Annotated in this window: 17 protein-coding genes; 16 read left to right on the top strand and 1 reads right to left on the bottom strand. The window is 68.0% G+C overall.

All coding sequences use genetic code 11. The features are described 5' to 3' along the window. Window positions 1-336 precede the first annotated feature (336 nt). The 7 genes from AC3WRR_RS26895 (at window position 337) to AC3WRR_RS26865 (ending at window position 8,446) form a co-directional block, all read left to right on the top strand. The gene (locus AC3WRR_RS26895) at window positions 337-1,380 is read left to right on the top strand and encodes a rod shape-determining protein (RefSeq protein WP_008648066.1); all 1,044 of its coding nucleotides are present in this window, start codon (window positions 337-339) and stop codon (window positions 1,378-1,380) included. Between the two features lie 196 nt (window positions 1,381-1,576). Continuing rightward, window positions 1,577-2,542, top strand: a complete 966-nt coding sequence (mreC, locus tag AC3WRR_RS26890; RefSeq protein WP_492298597.1) for a rod shape-determining protein MreC — start codon at window positions 1,577-1,579, stop codon at window positions 2,540-2,542. Then, entirely contained in the window at window positions 2,539-3,051 is a 513-nt protein-coding gene (mreD, locus tag AC3WRR_RS26885) for a rod shape-determining protein MreD (protein ID WP_010811481.1), read from the top strand. The genes mreC and mreD overlap by 4 nt, the downstream gene beginning before the upstream one ends. A gap of 53 nt (window positions 3,052-3,104) precedes the next feature. Continuing rightward, a complete protein-coding gene (gene mrdA, locus AC3WRR_RS26880; RefSeq protein ID WP_011614359.1) occupies window positions 3,105-5,411 on the top strand; it encodes a penicillin-binding protein 2 in 2,307 nt (768 codons plus the stop codon). 11 nt (window positions 5,412-5,422) lie between these two features. Next, window positions 5,423-6,565: a rod shape-determining protein RodA gene (rodA, locus tag AC3WRR_RS26875; RefSeq protein ID WP_010811483.1), complete on the top strand. Its 1,143-nt coding sequence runs from the start codon at window positions 5,423-5,425 to the stop codon at window positions 6,563-6,565. 89 nt (window positions 6,566-6,654) lie between these two features. Beyond that, window positions 6,655-7,341: a DUF484 family protein gene (locus tag AC3WRR_RS26870; protein ID WP_492298595.1), complete on the top strand. Its 687-nt coding sequence runs from the start codon at window positions 6,655-6,657 to the stop codon at window positions 7,339-7,341. 25 nt (window positions 7,342-7,366) lie between these two features. Next, window positions 7,367-8,446: a tyrosine recombinase XerC gene (locus AC3WRR_RS26865; RefSeq protein ID WP_492298593.1), complete on the top strand. Its 1,080-nt coding sequence runs from the start codon at window positions 7,367-7,369 to the stop codon at window positions 8,444-8,446. Between the two features lies 1 nt (window position 8,447). Here AC3WRR_RS26865 and AC3WRR_RS26860 read toward each other — a convergent pair whose 3' ends face one another. Further along, window positions 8,448-9,404, bottom strand: coding sequence for a transcriptional regulator GcvA (locus AC3WRR_RS26860; protein WP_010811486.1), 957 nt, complete (start codon window positions 9,402-9,404; stop codon window positions 8,448-8,450). A gap of 248 nt (window positions 9,405-9,652) precedes the next feature. Here AC3WRR_RS26860 and AC3WRR_RS26855 point away from each other — a divergent pair, with 248 nt between their 5' ends. From AC3WRR_RS26855 to pcp, 9 genes are all read left to right on the top strand, one after another. Next, window positions 9,653-10,021 carry a DUF2917 domain-containing protein gene (locus AC3WRR_RS26855; protein WP_010811487.1) on the top strand — a complete coding sequence of 123 codons (369 nt, stop codon included), beginning with the start codon at window positions 9,653-9,655 and terminating at the stop codon, window positions 10,019-10,021. Window positions 10,022-10,191: 170 nt separating this feature from the next. Continuing rightward, window positions 10,192-10,947: a lipoyl(octanoyl) transferase LipB gene (gene lipB / locus AC3WRR_RS26850; RefSeq protein ID WP_010811488.1), complete on the top strand. Its 756-nt coding sequence runs from the start codon at window positions 10,192-10,194 to the stop codon at window positions 10,945-10,947. 40 nt (window positions 10,948-10,987) lie between these two features. Continuing rightward, window positions 10,988-11,983, top strand: coding sequence for a lipoyl synthase (gene lipA / locus AC3WRR_RS26845; RefSeq protein WP_010811489.1), 996 nt, complete (start codon window positions 10,988-10,990; stop codon window positions 11,981-11,983). A gap of 241 nt (window positions 11,984-12,224) precedes the next feature. After that, window positions 12,225-12,872 carry a 5-oxoprolinase subunit PxpB gene (gene pxpB, locus AC3WRR_RS26840; protein ID WP_010811490.1) on the top strand — a complete coding sequence of 216 codons (648 nt, stop codon included), beginning with the start codon at window positions 12,225-12,227 and terminating at the stop codon, window positions 12,870-12,872. Further along, window positions 12,869-13,888 carry a 5-oxoprolinase subunit C family protein gene (locus AC3WRR_RS26835; RefSeq protein WP_011614361.1) on the top strand — a complete coding sequence of 340 codons (1,020 nt, stop codon included), beginning with the start codon at window positions 12,869-12,871 and terminating at the stop codon, window positions 13,886-13,888. The genes pxpB and AC3WRR_RS26835 overlap by 4 nt, the downstream gene beginning before the upstream one ends. A gap of 55 nt (window positions 13,889-13,943) precedes the next feature. Then, the gene (pxpA, locus tag AC3WRR_RS26830; RefSeq protein ID WP_010811492.1) at window positions 13,944-14,684 is read left to right on the top strand and encodes a 5-oxoprolinase subunit PxpA; all 741 of its coding nucleotides are present in this window, start codon (window positions 13,944-13,946) and stop codon (window positions 14,682-14,684) included. Between the two features lie 100 nt (window positions 14,685-14,784). Further along, window positions 14,785-15,513: a DUF969 domain-containing protein gene (locus AC3WRR_RS26825; protein ID WP_010811493.1), complete on the top strand. Its 729-nt coding sequence runs from the start codon at window positions 14,785-14,787 to the stop codon at window positions 15,511-15,513. A 10-nt stretch (window positions 15,514-15,523) separates the two neighbouring features. Next, window positions 15,524-16,474 carry a DUF979 domain-containing protein gene (locus tag AC3WRR_RS26820; protein WP_010811494.1) on the top strand — a complete coding sequence of 317 codons (951 nt, stop codon included), beginning with the start codon at window positions 15,524-15,526 and terminating at the stop codon, window positions 16,472-16,474. 15 nt (window positions 16,475-16,489) lie between these two features. Further along, window positions 16,490-17,140, top strand: a complete 651-nt coding sequence (pcp, locus tag AC3WRR_RS26815) for a pyroglutamyl-peptidase I (RefSeq protein WP_010811495.1) — start codon at window positions 16,490-16,492, stop codon at window positions 17,138-17,140. Window positions 17,141-17,142: the final 2 nt, after the last annotated feature.

Below are 17,142 nucleotides of genomic sequence, written 5' to 3'. Positions count from 1 at the left end.
CGCAGGCGCCCGAAGGGCGGACCTGGGTCCTCTGATTAGGCCTCTGCAGCCGGCCAGCGCATGTCGCAGTGATTCGATATGGTGCGCCGGTGCCTGCACATTTCCGCGAACTTTTCCGCGGGGTCTAATCAAAGGTTCCCGTAGGGCCGGCGCGCGCGGTGCGCCGGCGATTGCCGTTCCCATTCCATCCCGGCCCGGGCAGCCCCGTGCCGGACGGCGGGCGGACCGGGAAGCCGGGAACCATTCCGTATTCAACACAACGTATTTCGTGGCCGGGCCGTTCGCGGTGCCGGCCGCTTCGCCTACCCGCGAACACCACCACAGACAGGATTCCTGATGTTCGGATTTCTCCGCAGCTACTTCTCCAACGACCTGGCGATCGACCTCGGCACCGCCAACACGCTGATCTACATGCGCGACAAGGGCATCGTGCTGGACGAGCCCTCGGTCGTCGCGATCCGCCAGGAAGGCGGCCCCAACGCCAAGAAGACCATCACGGCGGTGGGCAAGGAAGCCAAGCAGATGCTGGGCAAGGTGCCGGGCAATATCGAGGCGATCCGCCCGATGAAGGACGGCGTGATCGCCGACTTCACCGTCACCGAGCAGATGCTCAAGCAATTCATCAAGATGGTGCACGACAGCAAGCTGCTGCGCCCGAGCCCGCGCATCATCATCTGCGTGCCGTGCGGCTCGACCCAGGTCGAGCGCCGCGCCATCCGCGAATCGGCGCTGGGCGCCGGTGCCAGCCAGGTCTACTTGATCGAGGAGCCGATGTCGGCTGCGATCGGCGCCGGCCTGCCGGTGTCCGAGCCGTCGGGCTCGATGGTGGTGGATATCGGCGGCGGCACCACCGAGGTGGGCATCATCTCGCTGGGTGGCATGGTCTACAAGGGTTCGGTGCGCGTGGGCGGCGACAAGTTCGACGAGGCCATCGTCAACTACATCCGCCGCAACTACGGCATGCTGATCGGCGAACAGACCGCCGAAGCGATCAAGAAGGAAATCGGCTCGGCCTTCCCGGGCTCCGAAGTCCGCGAGATGGAAGTCAAGGGCCGCAATCTGTCCGAAGGCATCCCGCGCGCCTTCACCGTGTCGTCCAATGAAATCCTCGAAGCCCTTACCGATCCGCTGAACCAGATCGTTTCGGCGGTGAAGATCGCGCTGGAACAGACCCCGCCCGAACTGGGCGCCGACATCGCCGAGCGCGGCATGATGCTGACCGGCGGCGGCGCGCTGCTGCGCGACCTGGACCGCCTGCTGGCGGAAGAAACCGGCCTGCCGGTGCTGGTGGCCGAAGACCCGCTGACCTGCGTGGTGCGCGGTTCCGGCATGGCGCTGGAACGCATGGACAAGCTCGGCAGCATCTTCTCCTACGAGTAAGAAGGACGCTCACGTGGCGATGCGCGGCCTGCCGGATCCAGCGATCAGGGCGGCGTCGCGGCGCCTCATCCGCCGGGGCCAGGCCCTGGCAGTTCCCGCCGCCCGGCCGTGCCGCTCCCGTCCCCGCAAGGGACCCGGGCGCGGCACGGCGGGCGGCGGGGCGTTTCCGCGTGGGCTTTGGCCTTTGTTCGGGTAAATGGATTACTCCCCTCCGCCGCTCTTCAAGCAAGGCACCTCGGCTGTCGCCAGGCTGGTCCTGTACGTGGGTATCGCGCTGGCGCTGCTGGTGGTCGATGCCCGTTTCGACGCGCTCAGCGTGGGCCGGCAGGTTGCCGCCACCGTGCTGATGCCGGTCGAACGCCTGGTGCTGACGCCGCGCGACGCACTGCGCACGATGTTCGACTATGCGCAGTCGTCGGCGATGCTCGCCACCGAAAACCGCGAACTGCGCCAGAACGCCGTGCAGCAGGCCCAGGCCTCGGTGCGCCAGGCGCAGCTGGAGTCCGAGAACAACCAGCTGCGCAAGCTGCTCGGGCTGGCGCAGCAGTCGGCCACGCCGGTGACGGCCGCCGAGATCCTGTATGACGCGCGCGATCCCTACACCCAGCGTATCGTGATCGACAAGGGCAGCCAGCACGGCCTGCGCGCCGGCTACCCGGTGATCGACGAGCGCGGCGTGGTGGGGCAGGTCACGCGCGTGTCGCCGTTCCAGTCCGAGGTGACGCTGCTCACCGACAAGGACCAGGCCATCCCCGTGCAGGTGGTGCGCAACGGGCTGCGCAGCGTGGCCTTCGGCGGCGCGCGCGCGGGCCAGCTGGACCTGCGCTTCATGGCCGCCGCCGCCGACCTGCAGCAGGGCGACCTGCTGGTGACCTCGGGCCTGGACGGCACCTACCCGCCGGGCCTGCCGGTGGCAAAGATCGTCCATATCGAGCGCAAGGCCGATACCGCGTTTTCGCGCGTGTACTGCGAGCCGGTGGCCGGCGTGCGCGCGCACCGCCTGCTGCTGGTGGTGCGCTACGACGCGGCCATTCCCGCGCGGGAAACGGTCGAGGCCAAGCCGGAGGCGCCGGTCAAGGGCGCCAAGTCCGCTGCGGCACGCGCTGCCGCCGATAGCGCAGCGGCTGCCAAGGCCGCACCCGCCAGGGAGGCACCACGGTGACCAATCCCCAATACCTGCTGCGGCCGGTCAATCCCGCCTTTATCGCCTTCAGCTTCGTGCTGGCGTTCCTGTTCAACCTGATGCCCTGGGGCACCACGCTGTGGGTCCCCGACATGGTGGCGCTGGTGCTGGTGTTCTGGAACATCCACCAGCCGCGCAAGGTGGGCATGGGCGTGGCCTTCCTGCTGGGCCTGCTGATGGACGTGCACGATGCCCGGCTGCTGGGCGAGCACGCACTGGCCTACACTCTGCTGGCCTACTTCGCCATCACCATCCACCGCCGCGTGCTGTGGTTCACCGTCTATACCCAGGCGCTGCACGTGCTGCCGCTGCTGTTCGTCGTGCACGCGGTGCCGGTGCTGATCCGGCTGGCCATGGGCGCGCCGCTGCCGGGCTGGCAACTGCTGCTGGCACCGGCGATCGAGGCGCTGCTGTGGCCGCTGGCCACCAGCCTGCTGCTGGCGCCGCAGCGCCGTTCGAGCGATGTCGACGAGACGCGTCCGATCTGACGCCGCACGCACCTGACCGCACCTAAACGCTCATCCCTGGCCAACGCAGTACCATGACCGAAATCCGCAACGTCGAACTGGAAATCGGCCGCTTCCGCATCCGCGTGGCGGCCGCGGCCCTGTTCACGGTGATCTGCTTTGGCCTGCTGTTCACGCGCTTCCTGTGGCTGCAGTGGTACAAGCATGACCAGTACTCGGCCAAGGCCGAGGACAATCGCATCTCGGTGGCGCCGATCGAGCCCAACCGCGGCATCATCATGGACCGCAACGGGATCGTGCTGGCGCGCAATTATTCCGCGTACACGCTGGAGATCACGCCGTCCAAGCTGGGCGATACGCTGGACAACACCATCGAAGGCCTGTCGGCGCTGGTGGATATCCAGCCGCGCGACCGGCGCCGCTTCAAGCGGCTGATGGAAGAGTCGCGCAGCTTTGAAAGCCTGCCGATCCGCAGCCAGCTGAGCGACGAGGAAGTGGCGCGCTTCTCCGCGCAGCGCTTCCGCTTCCCGGGCGTGGATGTGCGCGCGCGGCTGTTCCGGCAGTACCCGCTGGGCGAGTCGGCTTCGCACGTGATCGGCTACCTGGGCCGCATCTCGCAGCGCGACCAGGAACGCATCGAGGCCATGGACGAGGCCAACGATGCCGACGGCGCCAAATACGATCCGCGCAAGGACGCCGACAACTACAAGGGCACCAACTACATCGGCAAGATCGGCCTGGAGCAGAGCTACGAGAGCGAGCTGCACGGCCTGACCGGCTTCGAGGAAGTGGAAGTGAGCGCGGGCGGGCGCCCCATCCGCACGCTTTCGACCTCACCCGCCACGCCTGGCAACAACCTGATCCTGTCGCTGGACATCCGCCTGCAGCAGCTGGCCGAGGCGCTCTACGGCAACCGCCGCGGCGCACTGGTGGCGATCGAGCCGTCCACCGGCGACATCCTGGCCTTTGTCTCCAAGCCGACCTACGACCCCAACCTGTTCGTCGAGGGCATCGACACCAATACCTGGAACGAGCTCAACAACTCGCCCGACAAGCCACTGCTGAACCGCCCGCTGCGCGGCACCTACCCGCCGGGCTCGACCTACAAGCCGTTCATGGCGCTGGCCGCGCTGACCACCGGCAAGCGCACCGCGGCCTGGGGCATGTCCGACCCCGGCTTCTTCACGCTGGGCAACCATACCTTCCGCGACGACAAGCCGGGCGGCCATGGCTGGGTCGACATGCACAGCTCGATCGTGCATTCGTGCGACACCTACTACTACGCGCTGGCGCGCGACATGGGCGTCAACGGCATCCATGACTTCATGAAGCCGCTGGGCTTCGGCCAGATCACGGGCATCGACATCGAGGGCGAAAGCCGCGGCATCCTGCCGTCGACCGACTGGAAGCGCAAGGCGTACCGCAAGCCCGAGCAGCAGAAGTGGTACGACGGCGAGACCATCTCGCTGGGCATCGGCCAGGGCTACAACAGCTTCACCATCCTGCAGCTGGCGCAGGCCACCTCGGTCATCGTCAACGACGGCAAGGTGATGAAGCCCCACCTGGTCAAGGCCGTGGAGGATGCGGTCACGCGCAAGCGCACGCTGACCGTGCCCAAGGAAAGCTACACGATCCCGCTCAAGCAGGCCGACATCAACGTGATCAAGCGCGCCATGGTGGCGGTGACGCATTCCGGCACGGCCGCGCGCGTGTTCGCCGGCGCCGCCTACGAATCGGCGGGCAAGACCGGCACGGCGCAGACCTACAGCCTGGCCAAGGGCGAGAAGTACAACCACCACGCGCTGGACGAGCGCAAGCGCGACCACTCGCTGTACACGGCCTTCGCGCCCGCGGACAACCCCAGGATCGCGATTGCGCTGATCGTCGAGAACGCCGGCTTCGGCGCCGCGGTGGCCGCGCCGATCGCGCGCAAGGTGATGGACTACTACCTGACCGGCAAATGGCCGGCGGAGCTGGAAGCCATCGCGCCGCCGGAAGCCGAGCGCATGGCGGGCCGCCCGCCGGTGGCAACGCCGAGCGTGTTCACCACCGGCCAGACCGCCAGCATTGCCAGCGCCACGGTGATGTCGAGCGGCAGCGCGCCGGCCAGCGGCGCGGCCGCCAGCGAGGTCGCCGCGGCGTCGGGCGCGCATGCCGGGGCGTCTGACGCGATCGCGGCGGCGCTGGACCCGGCCGCGATCGCACCGGCCTCGGCCGTGCAGACGCTGGATGAACGCATGCTGCAGGCGCTGGGCCACAGCAAGCCGAAGGTGCCGCCGCCGGCTTCCGCGCCGGTCGTGCCGGCCAAGGCGCCCGCGCCCAAACCACGCGTCAAGCCCGTGGCTGCCAAGGCAGCCAGCGGTGCCGACGCCACTCGCTGAAGGAGACGCGCATGGATCGACGCCGCGTCCTGTCCCTGATCAAGACCGCGCTGACCGGTTTTGACAAACCACTCTCGCTGATCGTCTTCCTGCTGTTCGCCACTGGCATCGTGGCGCTGTACTCGGCCGCCATCGACATGCCGGGCCGGGTTGAGGATCAGCTGCGCAATATCCTGCTGTCTTATGTGGTGATGATCGTGATCGCCTACCTGCCTACGCAGACGCTGATGCGGGTGGCGGTGCCGATCTACACGGTCGGAGTGGCGCTGCTGATCGCGGTGGCCATGTTCGGCCTGATCCGCAAGGGCGCGCGCCGCTGGCTCTATGTCGGCATGGTGATCCAGCCGTCCGAGATCATGAAGATCTCGATGCCGCTGATGCTGGCCTGGTATTTCCAGAAGCGCGAGGGCGTGATCAAGTGGTTCGACTTCGTGGTGGCGCTGGGGCTGCTGCTGATCCCGGTCGGCCTGATCGCCAAGCAGCCTGACCTGGGCACGGCACTGCTGGTGATGGCCGCGGGCGTGTACGTGATCTACTTCGCCGGCCTGTCGTGGCGGCTGATCCTGCCGCTGCTGGGGCTGCTGGTGGTGGCGATCACGCTGCTGATCACGTTCCAGAACGATATGTGCGCGCCGGGCGTGAACTGGCCGGTGCTGCACGACTACCAGCAGCACCGCGTCTGCACGCTGCTGGACCCGACCAGCGATCCGCTCGGCAAGGGCTTCCACACGATCCAGTCGATCATCGCCATCGGCTCCGGCGGGGTCGAGGGCAAGGGCTGGCTCAAGGGCACGCAGACGCACCTGGAATTCATCCCGGAAAAGCACACCGACTTTATCTTCGCGGTGTACTCGGAAGAGTTCGGCCTGATCGGCAATGCGGTGCTGCTGGTGCTGTACCTGCTGCTGATCTTTCGCGGCCTGTTTATCGCGGCCAATGCGCCGACGCTGTTCTCGCGGCTGCTGGCGGGATCGATCACGCTGATCTTCTTCACCTATGCCTTCGTCAACATGGGCATGGTCAGCGGCATCCTGCCGGTGGTGGGCGTGCCGCTGCCGCTGATGAGCTATGGCGGCACCGCACTGGTGACGCTGGGCGCGGGCATCGGCATTCTGATGAGCATTTCGCGGCAGAAGCGGCTGATCCAGACGTAGCGCAGCCTGCGTAAAAAGGGGGCCGCGGCTGTGCCGCCGGTCCCCTTTGCTAAACTGCCACCCACTTTACCTCTACCGGTCCACGCCCCATGAACGCCCAAGACGTTGCCGCCTACCTGCAGAGCCACCCCGAATTCTTCGAAGAACACGCCGAGCTGCTGGCCGCGGTGCAGCTGACCAGCCCGCACAGCCACCGCGCCGTGTCGCTGCAGGAACGCCAGATGGAAATCCTGCGCGAGAAGAACAAGGGCCTGGAGCTGCGCCTGGCGGACCTGGTCCGCCACGGCCATGACAACGACCGCACCCAGCAACGCATGCATGCCTGGCAGCTGCGCCTGCTGGCCGAAGCCGATCCGCACGCGCTGCCCTATGCAGTGCAGGACGGCCTGCAGCAGGTGTTCGATGTGCCGGCGGTGGCGCTCAGGCTGTGGGATGTCGCCGAGCAATACGTCCATATGGAAGTGGCGCAGGGCGCCAGCGAAGACCTGCGCATCTTTGCCGAAGGCCTGCGTGCGCCGTACTGCGGCAGCAACGGCGGCTTCGAGGCCGCGGGGCTGCTGGAGCGCGACGATATCACCTCGCTGGCGATGGTGACGCTGCGCGTGCCGGTGCGTGCCGGCGATGCCGAGGCCGGTGCCGACGTGCGCGGCGCAGCCTTTGGCCTGCTGGTGCTGGGCTCGCCCGATCCGCGCCGTTTCCACGAAGGCATGGGCACCGCCTACCTGTCGCAGATCGGCGAAGTCGCCGGCGCCGCGCTGCACCGGCTGCGCGACTGAGGCGCGGCGGCCCACGCCTGACGCCATGACTGCACGCCGGCCGCCCCGCAGCGTGGTTGCGGATATCGCTCCTGCCGGCGACGGCCCGCCGCCGGCACCCGAGCCGCTGGTCACACGCTACCTGGACTGGCTGCGCGGCAGCCGCAAGCTGGCCGAGCACACGCTGACCAGCTACAGCCGCGACCTGCGCGTGCTGCAGGGGCACGCGGCGCGTTATGCGCCCGGCGTGGCCCTGCTGGCACTGCAGACCCACCATATCCGCAACTTTGCCGCGCGGCTGCATGGCGCCGGGCTGGTCGGCACCAGCATCGCGCGCACCTTGTCGGCCTGGCGCGGTTTCTTCCAGTGGGCGGCGCGCCACGGCCATGGCGTCACGGTGAACCCGGTCGACGGCGTGCGCGCGCCGCGCTCTGGCCACGCACTGCCCAAGGCCTTGTCGGTCGAACATGCGGTGGCACTGGTCGCGCATCCTGCCGGCACGGATGCCCAGGCACTGCGCGACCAAGCGGTCCATGAGCTGTTCTATTCAAGCGGGCTGCGGCTGTCCGAGCTGGTGCAGCTGGACCTGCGCTATGCCGATGCCGACGGCTACCGCTCCAGCGGCTGGCTCGACCTGGCCGGAGCGGAAGTCACCGTGACCGGCAAGGGTTCGCGCCAGCGCTCGGTGCCGGTCGGCAGCAAGGCCATCGAGGCGCTGCGTGCCTGGCTGGCGGTGCGCGACACGCTGCTGCGCCCAGGCGCCTTGCCGGAAGATGCCCACGCCTTGTTCCTCGGCCCGCGCGGGCGGCGCCTGTCGATGCGCACGGTGCAGTTGCGGCTCAAGCAACAGGCGCTGCGCGCCGGCGTGCCGGCCGATGTGCATCCCCATATGCTGAGGCACTCATTTGCCACCCACGTGCTGCAGTCGTCGGGGGACCTGCGCGCGGTGCAGGAGATGCTGGGCCATGCCAGCATTTCGACCACGCAGGTCTATACCGCGCTCGATTTCCAGCATCTGGCGAAGGTCTACGACAAGGCCCATCCGCGGGCCGGCCGGGCGCGCGCCAGGCCGGCGGCGGACGCAGCCGCCGATCCTGCTGACTCCGGCGAAGCGTCGGAAGACTAGTTCACTCCCACTGCGCCAGCACCTCGCGGAAGCGCTCGATCTCGGGCAGCAGCCAGCCGCGGAACGCCTGCACCTTGGGCAGGTTCAATGAGCCCGGGGCGCATACGAAGTACAGCAGCCATGGACAGGGGATGCTGACATCGAACAGCCGCACCACGCGCCCGGCCAGCAGGTCGTTGTAGGCCAGCGAGGAGCGGATCAGCGCAATGCCCTGGCCTTCGGACGCGGCCTGCAGCAGCAGCGAGGAATCTTCCAGCAGCAGGCCCTTGCGCGGCTCGGGCCAGTCCAGCCCGGCGGCCTCGAACCACGGCTTCCACGGATCGCCCTCGCCGCGCAGCAGCGGCAGCCCCGCCATGTCCTGCGGCCGCTCGGGCAGGCGGCCGCCATTGAAGCCGGGGCTGCAGACCGGGAAGAAGACGTCGTCCAGCAGCCGCTCCACATACAGGCCGGGATAGTCGCCGCTGCCCATGCGCAGCGCGATATCGACTTCCTCGTGCGCAAAGTTGACCAGCGTGTTCGACGACAGCAGCTCGACATCCAGCTCCGGGTGGCGCTCGATAAAGCTGCCGATGCGCGGCGTCAGCCAGCGCGCGGCAAACGACGGCATGGTGCTGATGGTCAGGCGCTTGTCGCGGTTGCCGGCCTGCAGCGCGCGCGTGGCATCGGCGATCTGCAGCAGCGCGTCACGCACGCGCTCGGCATAGAGGCGCCCCGACGGCGTCAGCGCGACACGCTTGCCGTGGCGCTCGAACAGCGGCATGCCCAGTTCGTCTTCCAGCGCGCGGATCTGGTGGCTGACCGCGCCGTGCGTGACAAACAGCTCCGTGGCCGCGCGCGAAAAGCTCTCGTGCCGCGCCGCGGCCTCGAAGGCGCGCAGCGCGGTCAGCGCCGGCAGGCGCGGCAGCTCGCGGTGCCAGCCGCGCGGCAGGTCCTTTTCCCAGGCGCTCTTCCATGCCATGGTGGTCTCCAGGCGGTCGTGTGTATGTGAGTTTGTCTAACAAGAACAAAGAAAATATATCGTTTTGATAGTGGCCGGGCAATCACTAATATTCCATCACCGGCCCCCGCAGTAGTCATTTACTTCACGGCGATATTCAGAGGATTTAACTGGCCTGGTCCCCTTGCCGGGCCAGTTCCGGTACCCCGCCGCGAATTCGTACTGGGTTTGGCGTATCCCCGCCGAGGCCGGCTGAACGGAGAACCACCATGAAAACCGTGCTCACAACGACCGTGTTCACCCTGAATCCTGGCGAAGTCACCACGCTGTCGGTGCATGCTGCCCAGCGCCTGCATGTCGAAGAGGCCCGCGGCGCTGACGTATGGCTGACCCGCGAGAAAGATTCAGAGGACTACTGGCTGCGTTGTGGCGGCAGCCTGCTGCTGCGCTCGGGTGACGAGGTGGTGTTGAGCGTTGACCCGCGTGCGCTGCACCCGGTGCGCCTCGCCCTGATCGCGGAAGCCCGCCGCCCGGCGCTGGCGCTGGCTGATGTGCCGCACCTGGTATATCGCAGCCTGCGCCGTCTGGTTCGAGGCACGGAGTGGACGCCTAACCAGGACCAGGTCACCGCATCCTGAGGCGAAGGTCGGCGGGGCATCGTCCGCATCACACCGCAGCCGCGGGCATCTGCGCCTGGTCTGGTCGCGTGACGCATCGGACGATTCCCGCCGGTCCACGCCCTGAGCGGGCAGCACAAGTGACCGAGGCAGGGCCGGCGCAAGCCGGCCCTTTTCGTTACACTCTCGCCATGCATCCGATTCAAGTCATCGAACGCGGCCGTGAGGACTATCAGCCGTGTTTCGACGCGATGCGCGCCTTCACCGCCGCACGCACGCCCGAGACGCCCGACCAGGTCTGGCTGGTCGAGCATCCGCCGGTCTACACCCTGGGCCAGGCGGGCGACCCCGCGCACCTGCTCGCCCCGGACGACCAGATTCCCGTCGTGCAGATCGATCGTGGCGGGCAGATCACATATCACGGTCCCGGCCAGGTCGTGGCCTATTTGCTGCTCGATCTGCGCCGCCGCCGCCTGATGGTGCGCGAACTGGTGCACGGCATCGAGCAGGCGGTGCTGGACACGCTCGCGGCGTATAATCTCGCAGCCGAACGCAAGCCCGGCGCCCCCGGCATCTATTTGTCCGACGGGCCGCACCAGGGCGCCAAGATTGCCGCGCTCGGCCTCAAGATCCGCAACGGCTGCAGCTACCACGGCGTCAGCCTCAACGTGCAGATGGACCTGTCGCCGTTCCTGCGCATCAATCCCTGCGGCTATGCCGGGCTGGAAACAGTCGACATGGCCAGCGCAGGCGCCACCTTCGCGGCGGCGGATGCCAACGGCGCCCCCTTGCCCGTGACCGCGGCACAACAACCGGAAATCGCACTGCGCCTGGCGGCAGCATTGTGCGAGGTGCTGGCAGCGCACGAAGCCCGCGCGCTGGCTGCCGAAGGAACTGCCGCCCCGGCTGAAGCGAAGCAGCCGGGTGAGACGGCCCTGGCCTCCTAGTCAAAAGCGAAATGCACGCTGAGCGCGTGCGGAGAAATGTATGAGCGACGCCCTGATCGCCACTTCCAGCGAAGCCCCGCAGTCCCCCGCGGAGCAGTATGACCCGACCCGCAAGCAGAAGTCGGCCGACAAGACCGCACGCATCCCCATCAAGATCGTGCCGGCCGAAAAGCTCAAGAAGCCGGACTGGATCCGCGTCAAGGCCGCCACCGGCAGCTCACGCTTCTACGAGATCAAGGACATCTTGCGTGCCAACAACCTGGTGACGGTGTGCGAGGAAGCGAGCTGCCCCAACATCGGTGAATGCTTCGGCAAGGGCACCGCGACCTTCATGATCATGGGCGACAAGTGCACGCGCCGCTGCCCGTTCTGCGACGTCGGCCACGGCCGCCCCGATCCGCTGGATGTGAACGAGCCGGGCAACCTGGCCCGCACCATCGCCCAGCTCAAGCTGAACTACGTCGTGATCACCAGCGTCGACCGCGACGACCTGCGCGACGGCGGCGCCCAGCACTATGTCGACTGCATCTCGCAGACGCGCGAGTTGTCGCCCGCCACGCGCATCGAAGTGCTGGTGCCCGACTTCCGTGGCCGCCTGGACAAGGCGCTGGACATCCTGCAGGCTTGCCCGCCGGACGTGATGAATCACAACATGGAAACCGTGCCGCGGCTGTACAAGCAGGCGCGCCCGGGCGCGGACTATGAGCACTCGCTCAAGCTGCTGCAGGAATTCAAGCGCCGCAACCCCAACGTGCCGACCAAGTCCGGCCTGATGGTGGGCCTGGGCGAGACCGACGAGGAAATCCTCGAAGTCATGCGCGACATGCGCGCCCACGATATCGACATGCTGACCATCGGCCAGTACCTGGCGCCGTCGAACCACCACTTGCCGGTGCTGCGCTACGTGCATCCCGACACCTTCAAGATGTTCGAGGAAGAGGCTTACAAGATGGGCTTCACCCACGCTGCGGTGGGCGCGATGGTGCGCAGTTCGTACCATGCCGACCAGCAGGCGCATCAGGCTGGGTTTGCCTGAACGACAGCGCTGCACACTGATCGAGCAGAGACGGCCGGGATTTCCCGGCCGTTTTTCTTTGGTGCCCGGCCATGGTGCAGCCGGTCGCAGTGGCCCTTGCGCCCCTAGGGTCAATCCTGACTGTTTCTCCTCGTCTCATTTCGATATTATGAATTCATCGATAAATTATCGATGAAATACAAACACGTCACATTCCGGCTTGCCTGCCTAAACTGGTAGCAAGTGCGCTACCGGGAATCTCATGAACTGCACCGTCCACCGACTCGCCGAGCAGGCGCTGCTGTACAGCGTGGCTCCCCCCGCATCGCTGGAAGTCCAGCGCCGGATCTGGGCGATGGCTGCCCGGGCCGAGGACTGGCGCGGGGTGGTGGACGTGGTGCCGGGCATGAACAACCTGACCGTGATCTTCGACGGCAGCGCCGATGTGGACGCGCTGGAGCGCAACCTGAAGCTCGCCTGGGCCTCCGGCGAGGCACGCAATGCCACCGGCAAGCTGGTGGAGATCCCGGTGCGCTACGGCGGCGAGCATGGCCCGGACCTGGGCGATGTGGCGGCCCATACCGGGCTGACACCGCGGGAAGTGGTGCGCCGCCATGCCGCCGGCGAGTACGTCGTCTACTTCCTGGGCTTCCAGCCGGGATTTGCCTATATGGGCGGTCTGGCGCCGGAGCTGGCCACGCCGCGCCGGCGTGAGCCGCGGGTGGCGGTGCCGGCCGGGTCGGTCGGCATTGGCGGCGAGCAGACCGGGATCTATCCGGCGGTGCTGCCGGGCGGCTGGCAGCTGATCGGGCGCACCGATGCCGAGCTCTTCGTGGCGGACCGGGATCCGCCGTCCCTGTTTGCGCCCGGCGATACCGTGCGCTTTGTTGCCGAGGAAATCATCGCGTGATCGAAATCATTCGTCCCGGCGCGCTTGCCTCGGTGCAGGACCTGGGCCGTACCGGCTTTCGCCGTTTTGGCGTCGGCCGTTGCGGGGCCATGGACATGCTGGCGGTGGAGGTGGGCAACCGCCTGCTCGGCAATGCGCCGGGCTGTGCCGCCATTGAATTCACGCTGGGCCGCGCCGCGCTGCGCTTCCATGCCGATATGCGCGTGGCGCTGGCTGGTGCCGAATGCGGCGCCAACCTGGACGGCGTGCCGGTGTGGTCGTGGCATGCCTTTGACGTGCACAAGGGCGAGACGCTGACGCTGCCGTCGACGCGCGGCGGCACGCGCGTGTACCTGTGCGTGGCGGGCGGCATCGAGGTCGAGCCGGTGATGGGCTCGCGCAGCACCGACCTGAAGTCAGGCTTTGGCGGTCTGGGCGGGCGCGCGCTGCAGGAAGGCGACCGCCTGACGGCGGGGCGCCCGGGGCTGGCGGCCGAGACCGACTGGATCGGCGTGCAGGCGCCGGCGTGGGCGCTGCCTGCCAGCATCGCGGGCAAGGCCACGCCGGTCCGGATGCTGCCGGGGCCTGAATATGAAGACTTCGACGCGGCCTCGCGGGCCGCGCTGTGGCAGGCCGACTGGACCGTCACGCCCAACAGCAACCGCATGGGGCTGCGCCTGAACGGGCCCGCGCTGGCGCGGCGCGCCGAGCGCAGCGCCGACCTGCTGTCGCATGGCGTGGTGCCGGGCGTGATGCAGGTGCCGCCGGGCGGCCAGCCGATCGCGCTGATGGCCGATGCGCAGACCACTGGCGGCTACCCCAAGATCGGCGTGGTGATCGGTGCGGACCTGTGGCGGCTGGCGCAGGTGCCGCTGGGTGCGCCGGTGCGTTTCGTGCAGGTGACGCTGGCGCAGGCAGAGGCGGCGCAGGCCGAGCTGGAGCGCTACCTGCGCCAGATCGACCAGGCGCTGCGGTGGCAGGGCGATGGCATGCCCATCGCCGCGCGGCGGCGCGCAAGCACGCGCGTGGCGGCATAGGCGCGCACGCGCAACATCAATCGGGCGACGCAGTGCGCCGCACAGGAGAATGGCAATGCAGATCGATTTGAACGCTGACCTTGGCGAAGGCTGTGCCAACGACGAGGCGCTGCTGGCGCTGATCAGTTCGGCCAATATCGCATGCGGCTGGCACGCGGGCGACGCGGCCACCATGGTGCAGACGGTGAAGTGGGCGCTGGAGCGCGGCGTGGCGATCGGGGCGCACCCGAGCTACCCGGACCGCGAGAACTTCGGCCGCACCGAGATGCAGCGCGACCCGGAACACGTCTACGCCGACGTGCTGTACCAGATCGGCGCGCTCGACGCGATCGTGCGCGCGCAGGGCGGCGAGCTGCATCACGTCAAGCCGCATGGCGCGCTGTACAACCAGGCCGTGCGCGATCCGGCGCTGGCCCGCGCCATCGTGCGCGCGGTGCGCGACTTCGATGCCGACCTGGTGTTCTTCGGCCTGGCCGGCAGCCAGATGATCGATATCGCCAGGGAAGCCGGCCTGCGCGTCAAGCAGGAGGTCTTTGCCGACCGCGGCTACAACCCCGACGGCACGCTGGTCAAGCGCGGCACGCCGGGCGCGCTGCACGAGGACGAGGAAGTCGCCCTGAACCAGACCCTGACCATGGTGCGCGAGAAACGCGTGCGCGCCATCGACGGCACCTGGGTACCGATTCAAGCCGAAACCGTGTGTCTGCACGGCGACGGCGCCCACGCGCTGGCCTTTGCGCGGCGCATCCGGGAACGGCTGGGCGCGGAAGGCATCGCGGTCCGCGCCGGCGACTGAGCACTCCGTCTCAACCGCCAGCATCCACTGCGGCCGGCGCTGTCGTGCGCTGACACGGCTGCCGTCCGCTCGCCTCCGTCACACTCGTTTGGTGTCTCTTATGGAACAGGCAGTCAATCTCTGGCCCCTTGTCGGGGTCGGCGTCATCATTGTCGGCTTCGTGCTGCGCTTCAATCCCATGCTGGTGGTGGTGCTCGCCGCGCTGGCCACGGGGCTGGCCGCGCCGATGCCGCTGATGCAGATCTTCTCGGCGATCGGCACCGCCTTCGTCAAGGCGCGCAACCTGCCGCTGATCATCCTGCTGCCGCTGGCCGTGATCGGCCTGCTGGAGCGGCACGGGCTGCGCGAACATGCGCAGGCATGGATCGCGCGCATTGCCTCGGCCACGGTTGGCCGCCTGCTGATCGTCTACCTGGGCGTGCGCGAGCTGACCGCCGCGATCGGCCTGACCAGCCTGGGCGGGCACCCGCAGATGGTGCGCCCGCTGCTGGCGCCGATGGCCGAGGGCGCGGCCGAGAACCGCTTCGGCCACCTGCCCGAGCCGGTGCGCCAGCGCGTGCTGGCGTTCTGCGCCGCCACCGACAATGTCGGCCTGTTCTTTGGCGAGGACATCTTCGTGGCCTTCGGCGCGATCGCGCTGATGCACACCTTCCTGCTGTCGTCGAACATCGACGTTGAGCCGCTGCATATTGCTGTGTGGGGCATCCCCACCGCGATCTGCGCCTTCCTGATCCACGCCGTGCGCCTGAAGCGCCTGGACCGCTGGCTCGAGCGCGAACTGGGCGGCAAGGCCGCCGCGGCCGCCGTACCTGCCAAGAGCGCAGAGTAAGGAGCCCGCCATGATCATTTCCATCGAATATCTCTACTGGCTCGCGGGCCTGGTGCTGGCGATCACCGCGCTGATGACCTTCGCCGACCGCGAGCATCCGCGCCGCCTCAGCACCGGCCTGTTCTGGCTGCTGTACGCGATCGTATTCCTGATCGGCGACCGGCTGCCGCCGGCCGCGGTCGGCATCGGCGCGGTGGTGATGGCGCTGATTGCGGGCTTCGGCGGCGTCGGCCACGGCAAGCACCACAGCCTGCCCGAGGAAGAACGCCGCGCCAGCGCGCGCCGCCTGGGCAACAGGCTGTTCATCCCGGCGCTGCTGATCCCGCTGGTGACCGTGATCGGCACCATGCTGTTCAAGGACGTCAAGATCGCCGGCGTGCCGCTGCTCGATCCCAAGAACGTGACCTTTGTCTCGCTGGGGATCGGCTGCCTGATCTCGCTGGCGGTGGTGTGCTGGCTCACGCGCGACACCGTGGCGCAGGGCCTGCGCGAGTCGCGCCGGCTGACCGAGTCGCTGGGCTGGGCGCTGGTGCTGCCGCAGATGCTGGCGATGCTGGGCCTGGTGTTCGCCGACGCGGGCGTGGGCAAGGCGGTGGCGCACCTGTCCACCGCCTATATCAACATGGACTACAAGCTGGTGGCGGTGGCGGTCTATTGCGTGGGCATGGCGCTGTTCACCGTGATCATGGGCAACGGCTTCGCGGCCTTCCCGGTGATGACCGGCGGCGTGGGCGTGCCGATCCTGGTCGGCATGTTCGGCGGCAATCCGGCGGTGATGGCGGCGATCGGCATGTTCTCGGGCTATTGCGGCACGCTGATGACGCCGATGGCGGCCAACTTCAATATCGTGCCGGCGGCGCTGCTGGAACTCGACGACAAGAACGCCGTGATCCGCGCGCAGGTGCCGACCGCGCTGGCGATCCTGGTGGCCAATATCGCGCTGCTGTACTTCCTGATGTAACTGCGGAGCCTCGCCATGCGTACCGTGCTGCTGACCGGCTTCGAGCCGTTCGAGAATGAACCGATCAATCCCTCATGGGAGGCAGTGCGCGCGCTCGACGGCGAGCGCGTGGGCGACGCGGTGATCGTGGCGCGGCAGCTGCCGTGCGTGTTCGGCGCGGCGATCGATACCATCGGCGAGCTGGTCGACGTGCTGCGGCCCGCGCTGGTGATTGCCGTGGGCCAGGCCGGCGGGCGCGCCGAGATGTCGGTGGAGCGCGTGGCGATCAATGTCGACGATGCGCGCATTGCCGACAACGCCGGCGCCCAGCCGATCGATACCGCCATCGTCGCGGGCGGCCCGGCCGCCTACTTTGCCACGCTGCCGATCAAGGCGATGGTGCGCGACATGCGCGCGGCGGGCGTGCCGGCCTCGGTGTCGCAGACCGCCGGCACCTTCGTCTGCAACCATGTCTTCTACGGGTTGATGCACCGGCTGTCGCAGCAGCCGGATGGCGACGTGCGCGGCGGCTTTATCCATATCCCCTACCTGCCCGAGCAGGCGGCGCGCCATCCGGGCCAGCCCAGCCTGGCGCAGGAAACGCTGGTGAAGGGATTGCGCGCGGCGGTGGCGACGGCGTTGTCGACCCGCGCCGATGTGCGCGAGCAAGGCGGGCAGTTGCACTAGGC

The organism is Cupriavidus sp. FW305-3-2-15-C-LB2 (assembly GCF_058787575.1).
This window is presented reverse-complemented; position numbering and strand designations above follow the sequence as displayed.

Bases quoted from the DNA above. Each gene is read 5' to 3' on its own strand.
- mrdA (WP_011614359.1), top strand. From the start codon at position 3,105: ATGACCGAAATCCGCAACGTCGAACTGGAAATCGGCCGCTTCCGCATC.
- mreC (WP_492298597.1), top strand. From the start codon at position 1,577: ATGGATTACTCCCCTCCGCCGCTCTTCAAGCAAGGCACCTCGGCTGTC.
- AC3WRR_RS26825 (WP_010811493.1), top strand. From the start codon at position 14,785: ATGGAACAGGCAGTCAATCTCTGGCCCCTTGTCGGGGTCGGCGTCATC.
- AC3WRR_RS26820 (WP_010811494.1), top strand. From the start codon at position 15,524: ATGATCATTTCCATCGAATATCTCTACTGGCTCGCGGGCCTGGTGCTG.
- AC3WRR_RS26865 (WP_492298593.1), top strand. From the start codon at position 7,367: ATGACTGCACGCCGGCCGCCCCGCAGCGTGGTTGCGGATATCGCTCCT.
- pxpA (WP_010811492.1), top strand. From the start codon at position 13,944: ATGCAGATCGATTTGAACGCTGACCTTGGCGAAGGCTGTGCCAACGAC.
- lipB (WP_010811488.1), top strand. From the start codon at position 10,192: ATGCATCCGATTCAAGTCATCGAACGCGGCCGTGAGGACTATCAGCCG.
- AC3WRR_RS26860 (WP_010811486.1), bottom strand. From the start codon at position 9,404: ATGGCATGGAAGAGCGCCTGGGAAAAGGACCTGCCGCGCGGCTGGCAC.
- rodA (WP_010811483.1), top strand. From the start codon at position 5,423: ATGGATCGACGCCGCGTCCTGTCCCTGATCAAGACCGCGCTGACCGGT.
- lipA (WP_010811489.1), top strand. From the start codon at position 10,988: ATGAGCGACGCCCTGATCGCCACTTCCAGCGAAGCCCCGCAGTCCCCC.
- AC3WRR_RS26855 (WP_010811487.1), top strand. From the start codon at position 9,653: ATGAAAACCGTGCTCACAACGACCGTGTTCACCCTGAATCCTGGCGAA.
- AC3WRR_RS26895 (WP_008648066.1), top strand. From the start codon at position 337: ATGTTCGGATTTCTCCGCAGCTACTTCTCCAACGACCTGGCGATCGAC.
- pcp (WP_010811495.1), top strand. From the start codon at position 16,490: ATGCGTACCGTGCTGCTGACCGGCTTCGAGCCGTTCGAGAATGAACCG.
- pxpB (WP_010811490.1), top strand. From the start codon at position 12,225: ATGAACTGCACCGTCCACCGACTCGCCGAGCAGGCGCTGCTGTACAGC.
- AC3WRR_RS26870 (WP_492298595.1), top strand. From the start codon at position 6,655: ATGAACGCCCAAGACGTTGCCGCCTACCTGCAGAGCCACCCCGAATTC.